This window comes from Streptomyces sp. RB17 (assembly GCF_009604455.1).
Classification (GTDB): domain Bacteria; phylum Actinomycetota; class Actinomycetes; order Streptomycetales; family Streptomycetaceae; genus Streptomyces.
Window position 1 is genome coordinate 511,664 of the sequence record NZ_WEGL01000002.1, and the last position, 20,340, is coordinate 532,003.

16 protein-coding genes are annotated in these 20,340 nt (G+C 72.5%); 10 read left to right on the plus strand and 6 right to left on the minus strand.

Going from position 1 to position 20,340, the window contains the following annotated elements:
• Window positions 1–40: 40 nt before the first annotated feature.
• Complete coding sequence (locus SRB17_RS09245) at window positions 41–199, minus strand: hypothetical protein (protein ID WP_153536648.1); 159 nt, start codon at window positions 197–199, stop codon at window positions 41–43.
• Between the two features lie 348 nt (window positions 200–547).
• Here SRB17_RS09245 and panD point away from each other — a divergent pair, with 348 nt between their 5' ends.
• Window positions 548–967 carry an aspartate 1-decarboxylase gene (gene panD / locus SRB17_RS09250; protein WP_323375216.1) on the plus strand — a complete coding sequence of 140 codons (420 nt, stop codon included), beginning with the start codon at window positions 548–550 and terminating at the stop codon, window positions 965–967.
• A 499-nt stretch (window positions 968–1,466) separates the two neighbouring features.
• On the opposite strand, the gene gndA is transcribed toward panD, so the two are convergent.
• On the minus strand, window positions 1,467–2,906 hold the full coding sequence (gene gndA, locus SRB17_RS09255) for an NADP-dependent phosphogluconate dehydrogenase (RefSeq protein ID WP_153536650.1): 1,440 nt from the start codon (window positions 2,904–2,906) through the stop codon (window positions 1,467–1,469).
• A gap of 272 nt (window positions 2,907–3,178) precedes the next feature.
• On the opposite strand from gndA, the gene SRB17_RS09260 reads away from it, so the two are divergent.
• The gene (locus SRB17_RS09260) at window positions 3,179–4,336 is read left to right on the plus strand and encodes a transglycosylase family protein (protein ID WP_153536652.1); all 1,158 of its coding nucleotides are present in this window, start codon (window positions 3,179–3,181) and stop codon (window positions 4,334–4,336) included.
• Here SRB17_RS09260 and SRB17_RS09265 read toward each other — a convergent pair.
• Complete coding sequence (locus SRB17_RS09265; RefSeq protein WP_153536654.1) at window positions 4,326–5,582, minus strand: DMT family transporter; 1,257 nt, start codon at window positions 5,580–5,582, stop codon at window positions 4,326–4,328. The two genes, SRB17_RS09260 and SRB17_RS09265, sit on opposite strands and share 11 nt — an antisense overlap.
• Before the next feature lie 240 nt (window positions 5,583–5,822).
• On the opposite strand from SRB17_RS09265, the gene SRB17_RS09270 reads away from it, so the two are divergent.
• From SRB17_RS09270 to SRB17_RS09295, 6 genes are all read left to right on the plus strand, one after another.
• Window positions 5,823–6,572, plus strand: coding sequence for a (2Fe-2S)-binding protein (locus SRB17_RS09270; RefSeq protein WP_323375217.1), 750 nt, complete (start codon window positions 5,823–5,825; stop codon window positions 6,570–6,572).
• Between the two features lie 40 nt (window positions 6,573–6,612).
• Window positions 6,613–7,764 (plus strand): glycogen synthase, encoded by a 1,152-nt coding sequence (gene glgA / locus SRB17_RS09275; protein ID WP_323375218.1) that lies wholly within the window; start codon window positions 6,613–6,615, stop codon window positions 7,762–7,764.
• A 51-nt stretch (window positions 7,765–7,815) separates the two neighbouring features.
• Window positions 7,816–9,036 (plus strand): glucose-1-phosphate adenylyltransferase, encoded by a 1,221-nt coding sequence (glgC, locus tag SRB17_RS09280; protein ID WP_153536660.1) that lies wholly within the window; start codon window positions 7,816–7,818, stop codon window positions 9,034–9,036.
• A gap of 391 nt (window positions 9,037–9,427) precedes the next feature.
• Entirely contained in the window at window positions 9,428–11,749 is a 2,322-nt protein-coding gene (locus SRB17_RS09285; RefSeq protein WP_153536662.1) for a GH92 family glycosyl hydrolase, read from the plus strand.
• A 155-nt stretch (window positions 11,750–11,904) separates the two neighbouring features.
• Entirely contained in the window at window positions 11,905–13,236 is a 1,332-nt protein-coding gene (locus SRB17_RS09290; protein ID WP_153536664.1) for a wax ester/triacylglycerol synthase family O-acyltransferase, read from the plus strand.
• 980 nt (window positions 13,237–14,216) lie between these two features.
• Window positions 14,217–15,719, plus strand: coding sequence for an SDR family NAD(P)-dependent oxidoreductase (locus SRB17_RS09295; RefSeq protein ID WP_153536666.1), 1,503 nt, complete (start codon window positions 14,217–14,219; stop codon window positions 15,717–15,719).
• Between the two features lie 226 nt (window positions 15,720–15,945).
• Here the strand turns inward: SRB17_RS09295 and SRB17_RS09300 are convergent, their stop codons facing one another.
• On the minus strand, window positions 15,946–16,341 hold the full coding sequence (locus SRB17_RS09300; RefSeq protein ID WP_153536668.1) for a hypothetical protein: 396 nt from the start codon (window positions 16,339–16,341) through the stop codon (window positions 15,946–15,948).
• 406 nt (window positions 16,342–16,747) lie between these two features.
• On the opposite strand from SRB17_RS09300, the gene SRB17_RS09305 reads away from it, so the two are divergent.
• Window positions 16,748–16,921, plus strand: coding sequence for a hypothetical protein (locus SRB17_RS09305; RefSeq protein WP_323375219.1), 174 nt, complete (start codon window positions 16,748–16,750; stop codon window positions 16,919–16,921).
• A 65-nt stretch (window positions 16,922–16,986) separates the two neighbouring features.
• Window positions 16,987–17,472, plus strand: a complete 486-nt coding sequence (locus tag SRB17_RS09310; RefSeq protein WP_153536669.1) for a GNAT family N-acetyltransferase — start codon at window positions 16,987–16,989, stop codon at window positions 17,470–17,472.
• Between the two features lie 78 nt (window positions 17,473–17,550).
• On the opposite strand, the gene SRB17_RS09315 is transcribed toward SRB17_RS09310, so the two are convergent.
• Both SRB17_RS09315 and SRB17_RS09320 read right to left on the minus strand, forming a co-directional pair.
• Entirely contained in the window at window positions 17,551–18,900 is a 1,350-nt protein-coding gene (locus tag SRB17_RS09315) for an amidase (RefSeq protein WP_323375220.1), read from the minus strand.
• A gap of 187 nt (window positions 18,901–19,087) precedes the next feature.
• Window positions 19,088–20,137 (minus strand): LacI family DNA-binding transcriptional regulator, encoded by a 1,050-nt coding sequence (locus tag SRB17_RS09320; RefSeq protein WP_323375221.1) that lies wholly within the window; start codon window positions 20,135–20,137, stop codon window positions 19,088–19,090.
• Between the last annotated feature and the right edge of the window lie 203 nt (window positions 20,138–20,340).

A 20,340-nucleotide genomic window follows, 5' to 3' on the forward strand; every position in this document is an offset into this window, starting at 1 on the left:
GGGCGATGACGGATACGGCAGTCGAAGCGACGGTGGAGTCCTACGCGCGCCAAGGGACGGTCTGCGTGCCGCGGACCGCCGCGGGCACACCGGTCTGGACACCACGGCTGACCAGGATGCCGGGTTGTACCGCCGTCGCCCCGTCACCCGCGACGTGACGTTCGCCCTCGGCGCGCTCCATCTCGAAGGCTTGCTGCATCGGAATGCGGAACGGTAGCTCTCCACCCGGCCCTTGAACAGCAGCTTGCCGTTCATCGACAGCCTGCCGCTGCGCCTGTGTACCCTCGGCGGGCTGTCAGACCTCCCATCCCAGGCAGACGACTTGGCCGCCGCCAGGAGGGCTTCGCGGCTCATCGGCGCAGGGAATGAGGGACTGGGGCGGCCTTGACGTCGATCTGATGCTCCGTCGGGAAAGTCAGCAACGGGTCGGTGTGAGTCCTGAAACACCCGGGGACAGCTGACCGAACATGCGAATCGTTGTACGCTCCGAAGACCGCCCTTGACCTGCAAAAAGCGGGCAGGGAGCAGACAAACCGGGAGTTTCTCCGTGCTTCGTACCATGTTCAAGTCCAAGATCCACCGGGCCACCGTCACCCAGGCCGACCTGCACTACGTGGGATCGGTGACCATCGACGCCGACCTGCTCGACGCCGCCGACCTGCTGCCGGGCGAGCTCGTGCACATCGTCGACATCACCAACGGCGCCCGGCTGGAGACGTACGTCATCGAGGGCGAGCGCGGCTCCGGGGTGATCGGGATCAACGGGGCGGCCGCCCATCTCGTGCATCCCGGAGACCTGGTGATCATCATCAGCTACGCCCAGGTCACCGACGTCGAGGCGCGGGAGCTGACGCCGCGGGTCGTGCACGTCGACGCGGGCAACCGGATCGTCTCCCTCGGCGCCGACCCCTCCGAGCCGGTGCGCGGTTCGGACCAGCGGCGCAGCCCGCAGGCCGTCCGCGCCTGACCGAGCGACCGGAGCGCCCGGAGCGGGCGGCGCTCGTCCTGTCGGGTGAGTGGCCGCACGGGGGTCGGGTAGGCGGGGGAGTAGTCCAGAGGCGACGTTCAGCGACTGCCCGGAGGACGCCATGACGAACCCGCATCCCGACCCGGTTCCCCCGGGCCCGACCCCGGGTCCAGGCCCCAGGCCACCGGACCCCTACCCGAGCCCCGTCCCACCGCCCGAGCCGGGCCCCCAGCCCGCCCCACCCCCACCGGGCCCCGACCCGACCCCACCCCCGGCGCCCCCGGCCCCCGGGCCCCCGGAGCCCTCACCGTCTCCCATCCCGCCGGGCCCGGAGCCGGTACCCAACCCCGAGCCCGGTCCACCACTGACGTGAAAAGCCGGGCGCGGAGCGCCGGGTCTTCAGGGGCGCGGGGAACTGCGCGACCAGCCACGACGAACCCCCACACGCCGGCCGCGAAGTTCCCCCACCCCTCAGGCGGACACCCCGACACCGACCGCCTCAGGCGGACACCTCCGACCGATCCCCACCCCACAACGTGTGGAACGACCCCTCCCGGTCCACCCTCCGATACGTGTGCGCCCCGAAGAAGTCCCGCTGCCCCTGGGTCAAAGCCGCCGGCAGGCGACGCGCCCGCAGCGCGTCGTAGTACGCCAGCGCCGCCGCGAAGCCCGGCGTCGGCACGCCCTGTCGCGTCGCGGCGATCAGCACCTCACGCCAGTCGTCCTGGGCTTCGGCGATCTCGCGCGCGAAGGTCTCGTCCGACAGCAGGCTCGGCAGATCGGCGCGGGCGTCGTACGCGGCGCGGATCCGGTCCAGGAACGCGGCCCGGATGATGCAGCCGCCCCGCCAGATCGAGGCCACCGCGCCGAGGTCGATGTCCCAGCCGTACTCCTCGCTGCCCGCGGCGATCTCGTGGAAGCCCTGCGTGTACGACACGATCTTGGACGCGTACAGGGCCTGCTCCACCCGGTCCGCGAAGGCGGCCGCCTCCTCCTTGCCCAGCGGCACCGCCGTCGGGCCCGCCAGCCCCTGGGAGGCCTCGCGGAGCCCCGCGTGACCGGACAGCGAGCGCGCGAAGACGGCCTCGGCGATGCCGGACACCGGCACGCCCAGGTCCAGCGCGATCTGCACGGTCCAGCGACCCGTGCCCTTCTGCTCGGCCTGGTCCACGACCACGTCCACGAACGGCTTGCCCGTCGCCGCGTCCATGTGCGACAGCACCTCCGCCGTGATCTCGATCAGGTACGAGTCGAGCCGGCCGGTGTTCCACGTACGGAAGATCTCCGCGATCTCGGCGGGGGAGTACCCGGCGACATCGCGCAGCAGCTGGTAGGCCTCGCCGATCAGCTGCATGTCGGCGTACTCGATGCCGTTGTGGACCATCTTCACGAAGTGCCCGGCGCCGTCGGGGCCGCAGTGCGTGACACAGGGCGCGCCGTCCGCCGCCTTCGCGGAGATCTTCTCCAGCATCGGGCCGAGGGAGCCGTACGACTCCGTCGAGCCGCCCGGCATGATGCTCGGGCCGTGCAGCGCGCCCTCCTCGCCGCCGGAGATGCCCGTGCCGACGAAGTGGATGCCGCGCTCGCGCAGCTCCCGCTCCCGGCGCCGGGTATCCGCGAAGTGGGCGTTGCCGCCGTCGATGATCATGTCGCCGGGTTCGAGGAGCGGCGCGAACTCCTGGATCACCGCGTCCGTCGGCTCACCCGCCTTCACCATGATCACCAGGCGGCGCGGGCGCTCCAGCGCCGCCACGAACTCCCCGGCGGTCTCGGCCCCGATGAAGTCGCCCTCGTTCCCGAACTCCTCCACCAGCGCCTTCATGCGCGACGCCGTACGGTTGTGCACGGCGACCGTGTAGCCGTTGCGGGCGAAGTTCCGGGCGAGGTTGCGGCCCATGACCGCGAGGCCCGTGACACCGATCTGCGCTGAAGTGCTCATACCGCCTGCTCCCTGGTTGCCTCATGACTACGGCTCCGTCAGTACCGGTCCCGCCCATCCTGACGTGCCGCCACGGCGAGCGCACATCCGACCCGCCATGCCCTCAGTACGAGGTGCGGCCACCCGAAGCCTCAGCCTTCGGGGAATCCGGTCAACGAAGGTCCGTTCCCGGCCACTTGGGCGGTGTGCGAGGCCGGTTTTCCGTCTTGTCATGGCCTGTTCGCGGCGCTTACTTTTGCCCCCTCCTGACGCATGCCGAGGGGAATTCGGACATGGCCGTACGCGGCCGGCATCGCCGGTACCAGCCGAACAGGATCAACCGCGCCTCACTCACCGTCACGGCGGGCGGCGCCGGCCTCGCGATCCCGCTGGTCGCCGCCGGCACGGCCGACGCGGCCGACGCCTCCACCTGGAACAAGGTCGCCGCCTGCGAGTCCAGCGGCAACTGGGGCATCAACACGGGCAACGGCTACTACGGCGGGCTGCAGTTCACCCAGTCCACCTGGGAGGCCTACGGCGGCACCCGGTACGCCCCGCGCGCCGACCTCGCGACCAGGGACCAGCAGATCGCCGTCGCCGGGAAGGTGCTCGACGGGCAGGGGCCGGGCGCCTGGCCGGTCTGCTCGGTGCGGGCCGGGCTCACCCGGGGGGACGGGGACCCCGGAGTGCACACCGACAGCAGCACCACGCGCCCCGCGAAGAACGCCGCGCTGAAGGACGTACAGGCGCACACCACCCCGCAGTCGCGCGCGGGCCGGGCCGAGATGTACACGGTGGTGCACGGCGACACCCTGTCCGGGATCGCCGACGAGCACCACGTCCGCGGCGGCTGGCACGCGCTCTACGCCGCCAACCGAGCGACGATCGGCGCCGATCCCGACCTGATCCTGCCGGGCCAGCGGATCGGCCTGCGCGGCGCGGCCGCCGCCGGCACCAAGTCCCCGAAGAAGAAGGACCCTTCGGAGCACCGGACCGCACCCCACCGCACCGCACCCCATCGGACCACGAGTACCAAGAGCACCGGCCGTACGCTCGTCGCCCCGGTCGACGCGCCCATCGGCACCGGCTACCGCGTGGCCGGCTCGCACTGGTCGAAGGGCTACCACACCGGCGTCGACTTCCTCGTGCCGACCGGCACCTCCGTGCGGGCCGCGGAGGCCGGGCAGGTGGTGGCCGCGGGGTGGGGCGGCTCGTACGGCTACCAGGTCGTGATCCGGCACGCCGACGGCCGCTACACGCAGTACGGCCACCTGTCGGCCATCGCGGTGCGGATCGGCCAGAACGTCGCCGCGGGCCGGCGCATCGGCCGTTCCGGAGCCACCGGGAACGTCACGGGTCCGCACCTGCACTTCGAGGTGCGGACCGGACCCGGCTTCGGTACGGACATCGACCCGCTCGCCTATCTGCGGGCCGGAGGCGTCAGGATCTGACCCGTGTACAGCGCCCGTCCGGGACCGGCAGCGGTGACCCGATGGCCGAGGACAGGGCGATGCACGACGCGGGGAGCGCGCGGGCGTCGGGCGGCGCGCCGCCGTCGGCCCCCTCACCGCCGGCGCCCGGTGCCGGTGCGAAACCGGCACCGCGCCCAGGGCCGAGGCCGCCGCCCGGCCCCGGCACGAGCAGGCCCGGCAGCATCGGCGCGTCCATGGCGCCACCGCCCTCGGGAAGCCCGTCGCGCTCGGCCCGCTCCACCGCCGCCTCGGCCGCCCTGCGCTGCTGCGGCATGCCCGTCAGTCCCTGCGCGGCAGCGGCACCAGCACCAGCACCCGCACCGGCGGCGGAGACGGCAACCGAAACCGCAGCGCAGACCGACTCGGGGCCGCCGTCCGGCAGCGCGGGCGCCTCGGCGCGGCCGATCCGCTCGGTCGTCAGCATGATCAGTCCGCCCGCCGCCACCACCCCGCAGCTCACGGCGAGCGCGGCGCCCGTGCCGCCGTAGCGGAACGTCTCGCCGAACATCAGGATGCCGACGGCGGCCGCCAGCACCGGATTGACCACGGTGAGCGTGGCCAGCGGCGCGGCGAGGCCGCCGCCCCGGTAGGAGGCCTGGGACAGCAGGACGCCGGCGACGGCGAACAGGGCGATCACCGCGAGGGACGGCAGGTCGTCCAGGTCGATGCCGTGCGTCCAGTCGACGGCGACGGTCTTGGTGAACACCGAGGACATGCCGAACGCTATGCCGGAGGCGGTGGCGAGCAGCACGCTGCGCACCGCCGGGTGCCGCTGCGCGGCCCGGCCCGCGCACATCAGCGCCACGACCGCGCCGCCGGTGACCAGGGCCACCGCAACCCGCTGGGCCGTGTCCAGGGAGTGGCCGTCGGAGGAACCGACAAGGGCCAGCAGACCGGCGAGGCCCACGGTGGCCATCACCGCGCCGCGCCAGGCGGTCGCCCCGGCCCTGCGGCCGACGAACAGCGCCGCCATGGGCAGGGCGAAGACGATGGTCAGCGCACCGAGCGGCTGGACCAGGCTGAGCGGACCGTAGGCCAGCGCCACCACGTGCAGCACGCCGCCGAGACCGTTGAGGGCCAGCGACCCCCACCAGCCGGGCCGGCGCAGCGGCAGGTACGCGCTGCCGGGCGAGGACATCGCCACCTGCTCCTGCACGATCGCACCGGCCGCGTAGGCGAGGGCGGACGCGAACGACAGGAGCACGGACAGCGCGAGGGCGCTCATCGGCGTCTCCTCTGCGGGTGGCGGGGGCGCTGGGCCCGGCGCGACGTACGCACGGCTTCCATGGCCAACACTCTGCCCGGCCGCGCTCTTCCCGTCGTCGTCCCTGAGCACGCAATGGGTCCTACTGCCGATGGAGTACACCAGCCGCGCGATCATCCTCGCGACGGGTGACGGAAGGCCGAGACCCCGTACGGGACCCCGTGCGAGGACCGGGAAAGGCACCTGGTAGCAGTACTCGTCGTGGACCTCGACCCCGCTCTCGCCGCCCTCCGCCCGCTCGGCGGCTTCTTCGTCCTGCGTACGGTCCCGGGCCCGGCCGGAGCCGGCGGCGGACCGGATCCCGGGTCACTGCCGACCCTCGCCGAGACCTACGAGCGGGTGACGCCGGACCCGTTGGCGGCGCGGGTGGCCGTGGTCGCGGACCGGCTCCGCACCCGCGAGCCACGCGTGGCCGCCTCCATCGCCCAACAGGGCCTGGCCGCCCGGCTGTGGTCGACGGCCCTCGGCTGTGCCGTCCGCTACGGCCGGCTGCCCGACCTCGACCCGCGCCTGCTGCGCTGGGACCCGCTCGCCTCCGCCCCCGACGACCTGTACCTGACCGAGCTGCGCCCGCTGCCCGGCGACGCCACCACCCTGGCCGCCGCCGTGCTGCACGGACACCTGGAGCCCCTGGCGGAGGCCGTGACCGCCGGCTACGGCAGCGCGCCCGGACTGCTGTGGGGCAACGCGGGCTCCGCGCTCGCCGGGGCGGCCCGCGAACTGGACCGCTGGGCCCGCGCGCACGGCCGTACCGATCTGGCCGGCCGGGCCCGGGCCCTGACCGGCGAACTCTTCGACCACCCCCTCCTGCGCACCACCGGCACCCGCGCCGGCACCGCCTTCCGCCGCCGCAGCTGCTGCCTGTACTACCGGGTGCCCGGCGGCGGGGTCTGCGGCGACTGCTGCTTCACCCGGCCGCCGCGCTCTTCCCCAGGGGCCGCTTCTGGGTGACCATGAAGGGAACCTGCCGCCGATGCCAGGGGGTTGTCCGGTGCGAGTGGGACTGCTGACCCGGGAGTACCCCCCGGACGTGTACGGCGGCGCCGGTGTCCATGTGGAGTTCCTGGCCCGGGAGTTGACCTCACTGGTGGACCTGGAGGTGCACTGCTGGGGCGAGGGCCGCGGTGTCGGTGTCGTGCGCCACCGCCCCTGGTCCGCGCTCGACGGCGCCAACGACGCGCTGCGCACCTTCTCCGTGGACCTGTCCATCGCCGCCGCGCTCGAAGGCCGCGAACTCGTCCACTCCCACACCTGGTACGCGAACCTCGCCGGCCACTTCGCCAAGCTCCTGTACGGCGTCCCGCACGTGCTCACCGCCCACTCGCTGGAGCCGCTGCGGCCCTGGAAGGCCGAGCAACTGGGCGGCGGATACGCGCTGTCGAGCTGGGCCGAACGCACCGCGATCGAGGCCGCCGACGCGGTGATCGCCGTGTCCGGCGCCATGCGCGAGGACATCCTCGCCTGCTACCCGGCGCTCGACCCGGCCACCGTGCACATCGTGCACAACGGCATCGACACCCACCTCTACCGCCCCGACCACGGCACCGACGCCCTCACCCGGCACGGCATCGACCCCGCCCGCCCGTACGTCCTGTTCGTCGGCCGGATCACCCGTCAGAAGGGCGTTCCCCATCTGCTGCGCGCGGTACGGGACATCGACCCGGGCGTCCAGGTCGTGCTGTGCGCCGGCGCGCCCGACACCCCGGAGATCGACCGGGAGTTCCGGGAACTGTTCGAGGAGCTGAGCCGCATTCGCGCGGGCGTGTTCTGGATCCCGCAGATGCTGCCGCGCCCCGAGGTGATCCAACTTCTCACGCGCGCCGCCGTGTTCGTCTGTCCCTCGGTGTACGAACCCCTCGGCATCGTCAACCTGGAGGCGATGGCCTGCGGCACGCCGGTCGTGGCCTCCCGGGTCGGGGGGATCCCGGAGGTCGTGGACGACGGCCGTACCGGCGTGCTGGTCGACGTGGACGAGGAGTTCGAGACACGTCTCGCGGGTGCCCTGGACGCCGTCCTCGGCGACCCCGAGGCGGCCCGGCGGATGGGGGAGGCCGGACGCGGGCGCGCGGTAGGGGAGTTCGGCTGGGACGCGGTGGCCCGGCGCACGGCCGCGCTGTACGAGGAGATCCTCAAGCAGGCTTAGTCCCGTGCGCTCGGGGCAGCCATGGTTCAACCAGGGGTGAGGGGAGCGGCCATGCGTCGTGGAGGGCCTTCCGTACTCGGGATCGTACTGGCGGGCGGCGAGGGAAAGCGTCTGATGCCGCTGACCGCCGACCGCGCCAAACCAGCCGTCACCTTCGGCGGCACCTACCGCCTCGTCGACTTCGTCCTGTCCAACCTCGTCAACGCCGACGTGCTGCGCATCTGTGTGCTGACCCAGTACAAGTCGCACTCGCTGGACCGGCACATCACCACCACCTGGCGGATGTCCAGCCTGCTCGGCAACTACGTCACCCCGGTCCCGGCCCAGCAGCGGCTCGGCCCGCGCTGGTACCTGGGCAGCGCCGACGCGATCCTGCAGTCGCTGAACCTGATCCACGACGAACAGCCCGAGTACGTGGCCGTGTTCGGCGCCGACCACGTCTACCGCATGGACCCGCGGCAGATGCTCGCCCAGCACATCGAGGGCGGCGCGGGTGTGACGGTGGCCGGCATCCGGGTGCCGCGCGTGGAGTCCTCGTCCTTCGGGGTGATCACGCCGGGCTCGGACGGCCGTTCGGTGCAGCGCTTCCTGGAGAAGCCCGCCGATCCGCCGGGCCTGCCGGACGATCCGGAGACCGTGTTCGCCTCGATGGGCAACTACGTCTTCACCACCAAGGCGCTCGTGGAGGCGCTGCAACGGGACGCCGAGGACGGGCAGTCGGTGCACGACATGGGCGGCTCGATCCTGCCCCAGCTCACCCTGCGCGGCGAGGCCCAGCTGTACGACTTCAACGACAACCACGTGCCCGGCGAGACCACCCGCGACCAGGGCTACTGGCGGGACGTGGGCACCCTGGACGCCTACTACGAGGCGCACATGGACCTCATCGCCGAGCGGCCCGCGTTCAACCTCTACAACCGCCAGTGGCCCATCTACACCCACTCGGGCCAGCTGTCCCCGGCCCGCTTCAACGCGGGCGGCATCGCGAGCGAGTCCATCATCAGCGCGGGCTGCCTCATTCGCGGTCAGGTCACCCGGTCGGTCCTCTCCCCGGGTGTACGGGTCGACCCCGGCGCGGTCGTCCAGGGCTCGGTCCTGCACGACAACGTGCGCATAGGCCGGGGCGCGGTGGTGCGCGGCGCCGTCCTGGACAAGAACGTCGAGGTCCCGCCCGGCGCCACCATCGGCGTCAATCCGGAGCGGGACGCGGAGCTGTACACCGTGTCCAAGGGCGGCGTGATCGCCCTGGGGAAGGGGCAGCGGGTGCCCTGAATCGCGTCAGCGCTCCGGGGAAGTGCCGTGCCGGGCCGCCTGCCGTCGGCGGGTCCGTCGTGACCGTTCGCGCCCACGCGGCGGAGCCGCACATCGACATGCCCCGTGTGCCGCGGGGCGCTGCCCGACCGTGACCGGCTTCGCCAGGGCGCCGGGTCAGGGTCGGCGCAGGTCCGCTGCCCCACAGCCGTGCGGACGCGCACCGGCTCCACGCCGCGCCGGGCTTCGCCCGCAGCCACGTGGGCTTCGAGCTGACGCTCTGACGAACCGTCACCGTGTGGCCGATGCCCGGCGCGACGCGTTCGTACCGATCGCCGTACCTTGCCCGGATCTGAGTCGTTCGACCTTCAGGATTCAGACATCGATGTCGAACCTGCGGAGGTCATGCGACATGAGAGGGACCCGGCGCACGCGGCTGTGCCTGGCCGGGGTGATGGCAGCGTCCGCGCTGATCGCCACCCCCGCCGCACGGGCCGCCGAGCGGACCGACGGCCACCTCACCGACCTGGTCAACCCGTTCATCGGGAGCCAGGACGAGGGCAACACCTTCCCCGGCGCGGCCGTGCCCTTCGGCATGGTGCAGTTCTCCCCGGACACCGGGCACAACACCGGCTACGACTACACACAGAACCGCATCCGCGGCTTCTCCCTGGTCCATCTGTCGGGCGTCGGCTGCCGCATCGGCGGCGACCTGCCCGTGCTGCCCACCACCGGCGACGTCACGGAGACGGACTACACCCGGTACGCGGCCGGCTTCTCCCACCAGGACGAGACGGCGAGCCCCGGCTACTACCGGGTCGGTCTCTCCTCCGGCATCCGTGCCGAGCTGACCGCGACCGAGCGCACCGGCGTGCAGCGCTACACCTTCCCCGCCACCGACAAGGCCAACGTCCTGCTGAACGCGGCCCAGTCGCTGCACCAGGGGGTCTCCAGCTCCGTCGAGATCCTCGACGACCACACCGTGCGCACCGAGATCACCGGGCACGGCTTCTGCCGGGACACCGGGCCCTACACGGTCCACACGATCACCCGCTTCAGCCGGCCCTTCACCGCGTACGGCACCTGGGACGGCCGGACGCTCACCCCGGGCTCCCGCAGCGGACCCGGCGGCGCCTACGTCCGCTTCGATGCGACCAAGGACCGTACGGTCGAGGCGACCACCGCCATGTCGTACGTGGACGCGCGCGGCGCGGCCGGGAACCTGGCCGCCGAGGCCGGCCGGTCCTTCGACGCCGTGCGCGAGCGGGCCCGCGAGGAGTGGGAGAGGCGGCTCGCCGCCGTCCGCGTCCAGGGCGGCACCGGCACGCTGCGGCGGACCTTCTACTCCTCGTTGTACCGGTCCTTCCTCGCGCCGAACGTCGGCAGCGACGCCGACGGCCGGTACTTCGGCTGGGACCGCCGTGTCCACCGCGCCGAGGGCTTCACGTACTACCAGAACTGGTCGCTGTGGGACACCTACCGCACCCAGGTCCAGCTCCTCGCGCTCCTCGCGCCGCGCGAGGCCCGGGACATGGCCCGCTCGGTCGTCGCGGTCGACGAGGACGGCGGGTGGCTGCCCAAGTGGGGGTACGGCCCGGTCGAGACGAACATCATGAGCGGCGACCCCGTCACCCCGTTCCTGACCACGGCCTACCACACGGGGCTGCTCAAGGGCTTCGAGGAGCGGGCCTACCGTGCACTGAAGAAGAACGCCGACGGCGTCCCCCCGCCCGCGTATCCGGGCATCGGCCGGGAGGCCAACGCCGAGTACCTCGCACACGGATTCGCCCCGTTCGACAAGGACCGGCCGTACGCCAAGATGGGCGACTCCGACTACCACCACGGAGCCTCCGTCACGCTGGAGTACGCGCTCGCCGACGCCATGCTGGCCCAGATGGCGCGGGGCCTCGGCCATGACGCCGACGCCGCCCGCTATGCGGCCCGGGCACAGAACTACCGGAACATCTTCGATCCCACGACCGGCTTCTTCCGCGCCCGCGACGCCTCCGGCGCCTTCACCGGCTCCGCCGACCCGGCGCGCGGCACCGGCTTCCACGAGGGCACCGCCTGGCAGTACCAGTGGCTCGTGCCGCAGGACGTGCCCGGCATGGTGCGGCTCATCGGCGGCGAGCGCGCGGCCAACGACCGGCTGGACTCCTTCTTCGCCTACGACCGGCTGCTGGCCGACCCCGGGAAGACGGCCCGCGAGGTGTGGGTGCACGGCGACGCGTACGCGTACTACAACGCCGACAAGTACAACCCCATGAACGAGCCCGACCTCATCGCGCCCTACACCTATCTGGCCACCGGTCAGCCGTGGAAGACCACCGACGTGGTGCACGCCGCCCTGACCCTGTTCACCGACGGACCCACCGGCATCACCGGCAACGACGACCTGGGCACGATGTCCGCCTGGAACGTGCTGTCGTCCATCGGGCTGTTCCCGATCCAGCCCGGCTACGGCACCTGGGGCCTGTCCACGCCGGTCTTCGACCGCGTCGACCTCACCCTGGACCGCCGGTACTGGCCGAGCGGCCGGCTGACCGTCGCCGCGCCGGGCACCTCCGCCACCGACCGCTACATCCAGACCGTCCGCACCGACGGAACACCGCACGGGCAGACCTATCTGACGACCGGTGCGCTGCGCTCCCTGCGCTCGCTGGCGTTCACGGTCGGCCCGCGCCCGTCTGAGTGGGGTACATCACCCGGGGCGGCGCAGCCGGTCCTGAAGTGATCTCACGTATCCCTAGGTCCCGCCCCTGCGGAAGGGGCGGGACTTAATCTTCTGTTAACTGAGCGTAGCCTGATCGTACTTGACCGTAATCGGTTGACAGAGATTGACTGCGAGTGACTGCAGATCCACCCGTCGTCGACGCGTGAGGCACGCCCTTGACTTCCGACCTGCTCGCTCCCCTCGACCTGGCGTTCTGGAACATCGAGTCCGACCGGCATCCGATGCACCTCGGCGCGCTCGGTGTCTTCGGCGCGCACTCGCCCACGGCCGGCGCCCATGCGGCCGACCTGCTCGCCGCCCGCGCCGCCGCCGTACCGGGGCTGCGCCTGCGCATCCGCGACGTGTGGCAGCCGCTCGCGTTCGGCAGCGCCGCCCGGGAACCCGACCCGGACTTCGACCCGCTGAACCATGTCCGGCTGCACGCCCCGACCTCCGACTTCCACGCGGTCGCCGGCCGGCTCATGGAGCGGCCGCTGGAGCGCGGCCGGCCGCCGTGGGAGGCGCATGTGCTGCCCGGCGAGGACGGGATGTCCTTCGCCGTGCTGTTCAAGTTCCACCACGCCCTCGCCGACGGGCTGCGCGCGCTGAAGCTCGCCGCCGGCGTCCTCGACCCGGTGGACCTGCCGCAGCGGGCGCCCCGCGTCATCGAGCCGCCGCGCGGGCTGCTGCCGGACGTGCGCAAGCTGCCGGGGCTCGTCCCGGGCCTGGTCAAGGGCGCGCTGTCGGACGTGGGCCGGGCCCTGGACATCGGCGCCTCCCTGGCCCGGTCGACCCTCGGCATGCGGCCCGTCTCCGCGCTCACCTCCGCCCCGAGCGGCACCCGCAGCACCGCCGGGGTCGTCTTCGACATCGACGACGTGCACCGCGTGCGCAAGACCGTCGGCGGCACCGTCAACGACGTGCTGATCGCCGTCGTCGCCGGGGCGCTGCGCCGCTGGCTGGAGGAACGCGGCGACTGCACGAAGGGCGTGGCGCCCCGCGCCCTCATCCCCGTCTCGCGGCGGCGTCCGCGCACCGCGCATCCACAGGGCAACCGGCTCTCCGGCTATCTGATACGGCTCCCGGTGGACGAGCCGGATCCGCTCGGCCGGCTCGGCACCGTGCGCACCGCGATGGTCCGCAACAAGGACGCGGGGCCGAACCGGGGTGCGGGTGCGGTGGCGCTGCTCGCCGATCATGTCCCGGCCCTCGGGCACCGGCTCGGCGGGCCGCTCGTCGGGCAGGCGGCCCGGCTGTGGTTCGACATCCTGGTCACCAGCGTGCCCCTGCCGGGGCTGGGGCTGCGGCTCGGCGGCCACGAACTGAACGAGGTGTATCCGCTGGCGCCGCTCGCGCCGGGGCAGTCGCTGGCGGTGGCCATCTCGACGTATCGCGGCCGTGTGCACTACGGGCTGGTCGCCGATGCGCAGGCCGTGCCGGACCTGGACCGGTTCGCCCACGCGGTGTCGGCCGAGGTGTTGGCGTTGTTGGCGGCGTGCGACGCGTGACGTGGTGACGCGTGCCGTCATGGGGTTCCCACCCGCACCACCCGTGCGGCTTTCGTCGCCGGGTGCGGGTGGCCCCGGTGGGGCGGATCCACCGCCTGCGGCTGCGGGCCCAGGCCCACCGGTTCTCCGCCCCCCCGCATGGCAAGCGGGCCTTCGCTCACCTGGCGGCCGATCGGATCTCCGGTGCCGCGCAAACCGACCGGGCCGCCGCTCACCCGCATGGCAAGCGATCTCAGCTCACCCGGGAGCCAACCGGATACCAGTCACGCGCAAGCCATGCGGATGTCCGCCCCCCGCTTGGCCACCGCATCTGTGTCGATCCGTGGGCTGATCGGATTTCTGGCCGGGCGCAAGCCAACTCGCTCTCCCTCTCCCCGCATAGCCACCGCGTCTGCGCCGACCCGGGAGCTGATCGGATTTCTGGCCGCGCGCAAGCCAACTCGATCTCCCTCTCCCCGCATGGCCACCACATCGTCGCCGACCCGGGAGCCAACCGGATCTCCCCTCACGCGCGGGCCATGCGGATGTCCGCCCCCCGCTTGGCCACCGCATCTGTGTCGATCCGTGGGCTGATCGGATTTCTGGCGGGGCGCAAGGCAATCCGCTCTCCGTCTCCCCGCATGGCCACCACATCTGCGCCGACCCCGGAGCCGGTCGGATTTCTGGCCACGTGCGAGCCGATCCGATCTCCCCCTCCGACTTGGCAACCGTGTCTCTGCTCACGCGGGAGCCGACCAGATCACCGTCACCCGTAAGCCGACCGGATCTCCGGCCGTCGGCCATGGGAGCAGGTGGGCGGTGCCGGTTCGGTCGGTCGGGGCGGTGGGACGGGGTGGTCCGTGACAGGGGCGTCGGGCCGGGCCGGCTTCGGCGCCGGTGCGGGTGGGTTTGGCGGGGAGCCGGTGTGCTCCGTAAGATTCCCCGTTCGACAGCGGGCGCGAGTCGGAGCGCTGCGCGGGTGATCAGGGAACGGCAGCGCGATGACGGTGACAGAGGACGGCTCCATGGCCTCCATGGCCACGGAGGAAGTGGTCTACGGCCCCGGTATCGACCCGGAGCGGCTGGCCGTCTGCCTCAGCGTGCTGGAGGAACTCGACCGGATCGAGGTCGACCACCCGGACGCGATCAAGGTCCGCCGGGCCACCTCGCACATCTACCGTACGGTCAAGCAGCGCCGCCGCCAGGAACGCCGCGCCGCCAAGACCGCGCACGACCGCGCCGTCACCGAGGCCACCGCCACCGGCTCCGCCGAGCGCATCGACGACGAGACCGAGGGCCTGCTGCCCAGCTCCCAGGTCGAGGAGGGCAAGATCGCGGGCATACTCCAGCGCCCGCGTTCCTGCTACACCTGCAAGACCCGATACGTCGAGGTCGACTACTTCTACCACCAGCTGTGTCCGGACTGTGCCCGAACGAACCGGGTGAAGCGCGACGTCCGCGCCGACCTCGCCGGCAAGCGCGCCCTGCTCACCGGCGGCCGCGCCAAGATCGGCATGTACATCGCGCTGCGGCTGCTGCGCGACGGCGCGCACACCACCATCACCACCCGGTTCCCGAAGGACGCCATTCGCCGTTTCAAGGCCATGGACGACTCGGCGGACTGGCTGCACCGGCTGGAGGTCGTCGGCATCGACCTGCGCGACCCGGCACAGTCCGTGGCCCTGGCCGAGCAGGTCGCCGGGGCGGGGCCGCTGGACATCCTGATCAACAACGCGACGCAGACCGTGCGCCGTCTGCCCTCCGCGTACGCCGCCCTGGTCGAGGGCGAGAGCGCGCCCCTGCCCGCCGGGGAACTGCCCGCCCATCACGTCATCGGCGCCTTCAACTCCGGCGCCGTCGACGGCATCGCCGCGCTCCCCCTCGGCACCAGCGGCCTGGACGCCCAGAAGGTCGCCGACCTCGCCCTCGTCGCGGGCAACGCCAGCGTCGCCCGGCACCTGGAGGGCACCGCCATCGACGCCGGCGGCCTCGTCCCCGACGTCGTCGACACCAACACCTGGGTGCAGACCATCGACCAGATCTCGCCGGTCGAGCTGCTGGAGACCCAGCTGTGCAACTACACGTCCCCGTTCATCCTGATCAGCGCCCTGCGCCCGGCGATGGCGGACGCTGCGAAGAAGGCCGCCAGCGGCCGCGCGTACGTCGTCAACGTCTCCGCGATGGAGGGCGTCTTCAGTCGCGGCTACAAGGGCGCCGGGCACCCCAACACCAACGCCGCGAAGGCGGCCATGAACATGGTCACGCGGACCAGCGCCCAGGAGATGTTCGACTCGGACGGCATCCTCATGACCTCCGTCGACACCGGCTGGATCACCGACGAGCGCCCGCACTACGACAAGCTGCGCCTCGCCGAGGCCGGCTTCCACGCCCCGCTCGACCTGATCGACGGCGCCGCCCGCGTCTACGACCCGATCGTGCGCGGTGAGGCGGGCGAGGACCTGTACGGCGTCTTCCTGAAGGACTACGCGCCCGGCAAGTGGTGACCGGCGCCGAATCCGGTGGCCTGCGCGACCGTCCCTGCCCTGGGGGGACGGTCGTGCCGGAGTGACCGGTGCGCAGGTGACGCGTTCTTCATGGTTGTCATCCACCAGCAGACCCCAGCGGGACTGCGGGCCCTCCGGGGCCGGCGCGTAGCCGCCCGGATCTCGGGCACCCCGCGCGCGCGTTTCCGTGACGGCCCGTCAGCCCCCTGAGCACATGCCTTCGGCGTCAGTCGACGGCACCGAGCCGGGAATGCCGGGCCGCCACCAGCTCCAGCACCGTCCGCCAGTCTTCCAGGACGCCTGCGTCGAACATCGCCGTACGGCTCTCCTCGTCGGCCTGGCGCAATCGCAGCACATCGTCGTCGGCCGGGTCCGCGTCCCCGCGCACCAGCCGGAACACCCGCTCCCCGAGCAGGGAGCGCACCGCTTCGGCCGCGCTGAGCGGCCCGCCCGTCTCCTCGCCCGGGCACAGCACCGGCCCGATGCCGTGCACCAGCCCGGCCACCTGGAGCTCCTTGTCGGCGGGGCGGCGGCGACGCAGCAGCGCGGCGGTTCTCAGCGCGTGCTGGTGCCGGCCGGAGTGCAGCAGATCCATCAGCTCCTCGACGCTGCGCAGCTCCATGCGTCAGTCCTTCCGCGAGACAGCCGTTGCAGCTCATCAGCAGATCATGACGAGCTTGCGCCCCGGCCAACGGCACCTGAACTGAGCCGCATGGAGGCCGAGTGGGTGAATCGCTCCGCCGGTCGGGTGACGCTTCCGGGGGCACATAGCCGCATATCGAGGGATATTTAGGGCGAACGACTTCTGATAGTTACACCTTGTTTGCACTCCCGATCGAGCGCGAGTCCGCTCATTTGGGTAATCTGTAGGGGTGGACAGCAGGACCGGGTCCCACCCAGACCCAACCCTCCGCACCGGCGCCACCGCGTCCGAACTGGCCTTCCATCCAGACCCGAGCGGGCGCCGAGTGCCGGAGCGCAGGCTGTCCGGCAGGCCCCGAGGGTGACCGACACATAAGGAGTGCGCGGTGACACCGGAGAAGACGAATCGCGATCAGCGCCCCAAGGAACGCACGGAGCGCACGGGCCGGCAGCCCGGAGAACTCGGCAGTCTCGACGTGTGGGCCCGGTCCGCCCCGATCCGCCTGGCGGGTTACGAGGACGACCTCGCCGAGCCCCACATCCTTCCCAGCGTGGACTGACCCCCGGGTCGGACCCTTCGCGATCGCCGCACGCATGGGCGTGACGACCTGACAGACTCACGCCCATGCTGATCAGAGAAGCCGTGGCCGGCGACTGGCCGCGGATCTGGCCTTTCTGGCATCGGATCGTCGCCGCCGCAGAGACCTACGCCTGGGATCCGGATACCTCCGAGGAGGCCGCCCGCGCGCTCTGGATGAACCCCGCCAAGCGCGTCTACGTCGCCGAGGACGCGACCGGAGCCGTGGTCGGCTCGGCCTACCTCACCCCGAACTACGGCGGCCCCGCCGCCCGCGTCGCCAACGCCGGTTTCATGGTCGACCCCGACCGCACGGGAGAGGGCATCGGCCGCGCCCTCGCCGAACACGTCCTGGCGGAGGCCAGGGTCCACGGCTACCGGGCGATGGTCTTCAACGCCGTGGTCGAGACCAACCCCGCCGTCGCCCTGTGGACGTCCCTCGGCTTCACCGTCCTCGGCACGGTCCCGGAGGCCTACGAGCATCCCCGGCACGGCAGGGTCGGGCTGCACATCATGTACCGGTCGCTCGACTAGGCGAGGCTCAGGAGCGTCGGACGACCGGTGCTCTGGGCCTGGAACGGCCGGCGCTCGGGGGCCTCGAACGGCCGGCGCTCAGGAGCCCGCCACCGGTGCCGTCCGCTGCCACGGGCGCAGCGTCTCCAGTTCCTCCGCCAGCTCCAGCAGCACGGACTCCGCGCCCGGGCGGCCCACGAGCTGTACGGCACAGGGGGCGCCCGAGGGCAGGGCGCCGAAGGGCACCGACATCGCGGGCCAGCCGGTCAGGTTCCAGGGTGGGGTGAACGGCGAGTACGCGGTGTTGACCAGCACGTTGCGCAGCCAGCCGCGTTCGTGCCACGGGCCGGCCCCGGGGGAGCGCCGGGCCAGGGCCGGGGTGAGCAGGACGTCGTACTCGGTGAAGAAGGGGCTCAGCCGGGCGCGCAGGCGCTCGCGGCTGTCCCCGGTCCGCGCCGAACCGACGAACCGGCGTCCCACCGCCGCATGCACCCGGGTCCGCCGGGCCAGTCGAGATGGATCCAGGTCCTCGGCGTCCACCGCGGTCCCGGCCGTCCAGTGCCGCAGCGCGGTCACACCCAGCGAGAGCGGGTACGGCGGCTCGGCCCGCCGCACGCTGTGCCCGGCCCGCGCGAGCACCCCGGCCGCCTCCCGGACCGCGGTCGTATACGGCCTGCTCACGCTCACCCCGGCGAGCGGACTGCGCACGGCCGCGGCGATCCGCCGGCGCGGTGCCTCCTGCGAGGCCGGGACAGCGGAGCCCGCCAGCACGCCCAGCATCAGCCGCAGGTCCTCGACGGTCGTGGCCAGCGGTCCGTTCTCCGCCATGCCGAACCAGTCGCCGTTGCCGATCCCCGCCGGTACCACGCCGTGCCCCGGCTTCAGCGTGACCAGGCCGCAGTTCGCGGCCGGGATGCGCAGTGAGCCCATCCCGTCGTTGCCGAGCGCGATCGGCACGAGGCCCGCGGCCACCGCGGCCGCGCTGCCGCCGGAGGAGCCGCCCGCCGTGCGCGTGGTGTCCCACGGGTTGCGGGCGGTGCCGAACACGCCCTCCGTGGTCCCGAAGACACACAGCTCCGGCACGTTCGTCAGGCCCACGATCACCGCGCCGGCCGCCCGCAGCCGGGCCACCGTGACGTGGTCCTCGGCGGCCGGGGTGTCGGGGGTGGCGGCGGAGCCGTCGCGGTGGGACTCGCCGCGCACCGCCAGGTTGTCCTTCACGGCCACGGGCACGCCCGCGAGCGGCAGTTCGGCCAGGTCGGTGCGGGAGGCCACCTCGTCGGCCTCGGCGAGCGCAGCCTCGGCCCGCACCTTCCGGAATGCCCCGATCCGGCCGTCGAGCCGCTCGATCCGCGCGAGGTGCTCGGCCGCCACCTCCCGGGGTGTCACCCGCTTCTCGCGTACGGCGGCTGCAATCTCGGCGGCACTCCGCCCGGCCCAGTCACCCACGGGCACTCCTCGCTCGGTCGTCGGCTACTCGCTGGTACGCATCACGGCGCAGGGAGAACTGTGCCCGGCCGGGAGTGGTACGTCGAGAGGGCGGCACTCACAGGAGACGGATGGAGACACCCGTGTGTCGCGCACGGACGCCCCGTCATCGTAGGCGGAGGCCGGTCTGCCTCCGGGGACCCGGGTCTCACGTCGCGCCGGCCGCCGCCCCCGTACTGCCCCGCCCCGTCAGCCGTGGCACCGGCACCCCCACCGAGCGGGCCGCGTCGCCGTCCAGCAGCGCCAGCAGCTCGCGGGCCGCCGTGCGGCCGAACTCGGCGCTGTCCCGGGAGAGCGCGGACAGCCGGGGGGTGACCATGCGGCACAGGGCGGAGTCCTCCCAGGAGACCACCGACACGTCCTGCGGGACACGGAAGCCCAGTTCGGCGGCGGCGGCGAGGCCGGCCACGGCCATCACGTCGTTGTCGTAGACGATCGCCGTCGGGACGGGCGAGTCGCCGAGGACACGGCGGGTGACGGCGGCGCCCTGTGCGTCGGAGTAGTCGGTGGTGACCGAGCGGACCTCGGTGAGCCCGCGCCGCTCCGCCTCCGCGCGCAGCGTGGCGATACGGCGCTGGGTGTGGGCCAGGTCGGGCAGTCCGGCGATGTGCACGATCCGGCGATGGCCCAGCGCCGTCAGCTCGTCCACCACGGAGGCCATCGCGCCCGCGTCGTCCGCCCAGACGGTGGACAGGCCGGGGTGGCGTACGTCGGGTGCGCCGCCGATCACCACGGCGGGCAGCCCGAGTTCGTCCAGCAGGCCGGGGCGCGGGTCCTCGGCGCGCGGGTCGGCCACCAGCACGCCGTCCACCCGGTGCTCCGCCCACCAGCGCCGGTACACCGCGCACTCCTCGGTCACGTCCTCCGCGACCTGGAACAGCAGGCCCAGGTGCCGCTCGGCGAGCACCTCCTGGATGCCGGAGACGAGCTGGAGGAAGAAGGAGTCGACACCCAAGGTGTGCGCGGGGCGGGCCAGGACGAAGCCGACCGTGGCCACGCCCTCGCCGGACAGGGCGCGGGCGGCCGTGCTGGGACGCCAGCCGAGCTGCTCGGCGACCCGGCGGACCCGCGCCCGGGTGACCTCGGAGACGCCGGGGCGGTCGTTGAGCGCGAAGGAGACGGCGCTCTCGGAGACCCCGGCCCGCCGGGCGATGTCCTTCATCGTGGGCCGGCGTGCGGGGGACCGTCTGGTCGGCACGCTTCTCCCCCTTCCTGACAGTGCTCGCTAAAGCGCTTGAGTGTCAAGACCCTAAAGCGCATTAGCAATTGACCGCAAGTGCTCGGTCAAACGCGCCTGACCTGCACTAATGAACGGTTGATTTCTTTAGTTGGGTGGAATGCATTGACTTTCTCCGAACGGCGCGGGCAAGGTCTCTGGCGCCACCCGACCGCCCGACACAG

Excerpts from the sequence above, each read along its gene's own strand:
- SRB17_RS09245 (WP_153536648.1), bottom strand. The coding sequence starts at position 199 with ATGCAGCAAGCCTTCGAGATGGAGCGCGCCGAGGGCGAACGTCACGTC.
- SRB17_RS09295 (WP_153536666.1), top strand. The coding sequence starts at position 14,217 with ATGACGGTGACAGAGGACGGCTCCATGGCCTCCATGGCCACGGAGGAA.
- SRB17_RS09285 (WP_153536662.1), top strand. The coding sequence starts at position 9,428 with ATGAGAGGGACCCGGCGCACGCGGCTGTGCCTGGCCGGGGTGATGGCA.
- SRB17_RS09310 (WP_153536669.1), top strand. The coding sequence starts at position 16,987 with ATGCTGATCAGAGAAGCCGTGGCCGGCGACTGGCCGCGGATCTGGCCT.
- SRB17_RS09265 (WP_153536654.1), bottom strand. The coding sequence starts at position 5,582 with ATGAGCGCCCTCGCGCTGTCCGTGCTCCTGTCGTTCGCGTCCGCCCTC.
- glgC (WP_153536660.1), top strand. The coding sequence starts at position 7,816 with ATGCGTCGTGGAGGGCCTTCCGTACTCGGGATCGTACTGGCGGGCGGC.
- SRB17_RS09300 (WP_153536668.1), bottom strand. The coding sequence starts at position 16,341 with ATGGAGCTGCGCAGCGTCGAGGAGCTGATGGATCTGCTGCACTCCGGC.
- gndA (WP_153536650.1), bottom strand. The coding sequence starts at position 2,906 with ATGAGCACTTCAGCGCAGATCGGTGTCACGGGCCTCGCGGTCATGGGC.
- SRB17_RS09260 (WP_153536652.1), top strand. The coding sequence starts at position 3,179 with ATGGCCGTACGCGGCCGGCATCGCCGGTACCAGCCGAACAGGATCAAC.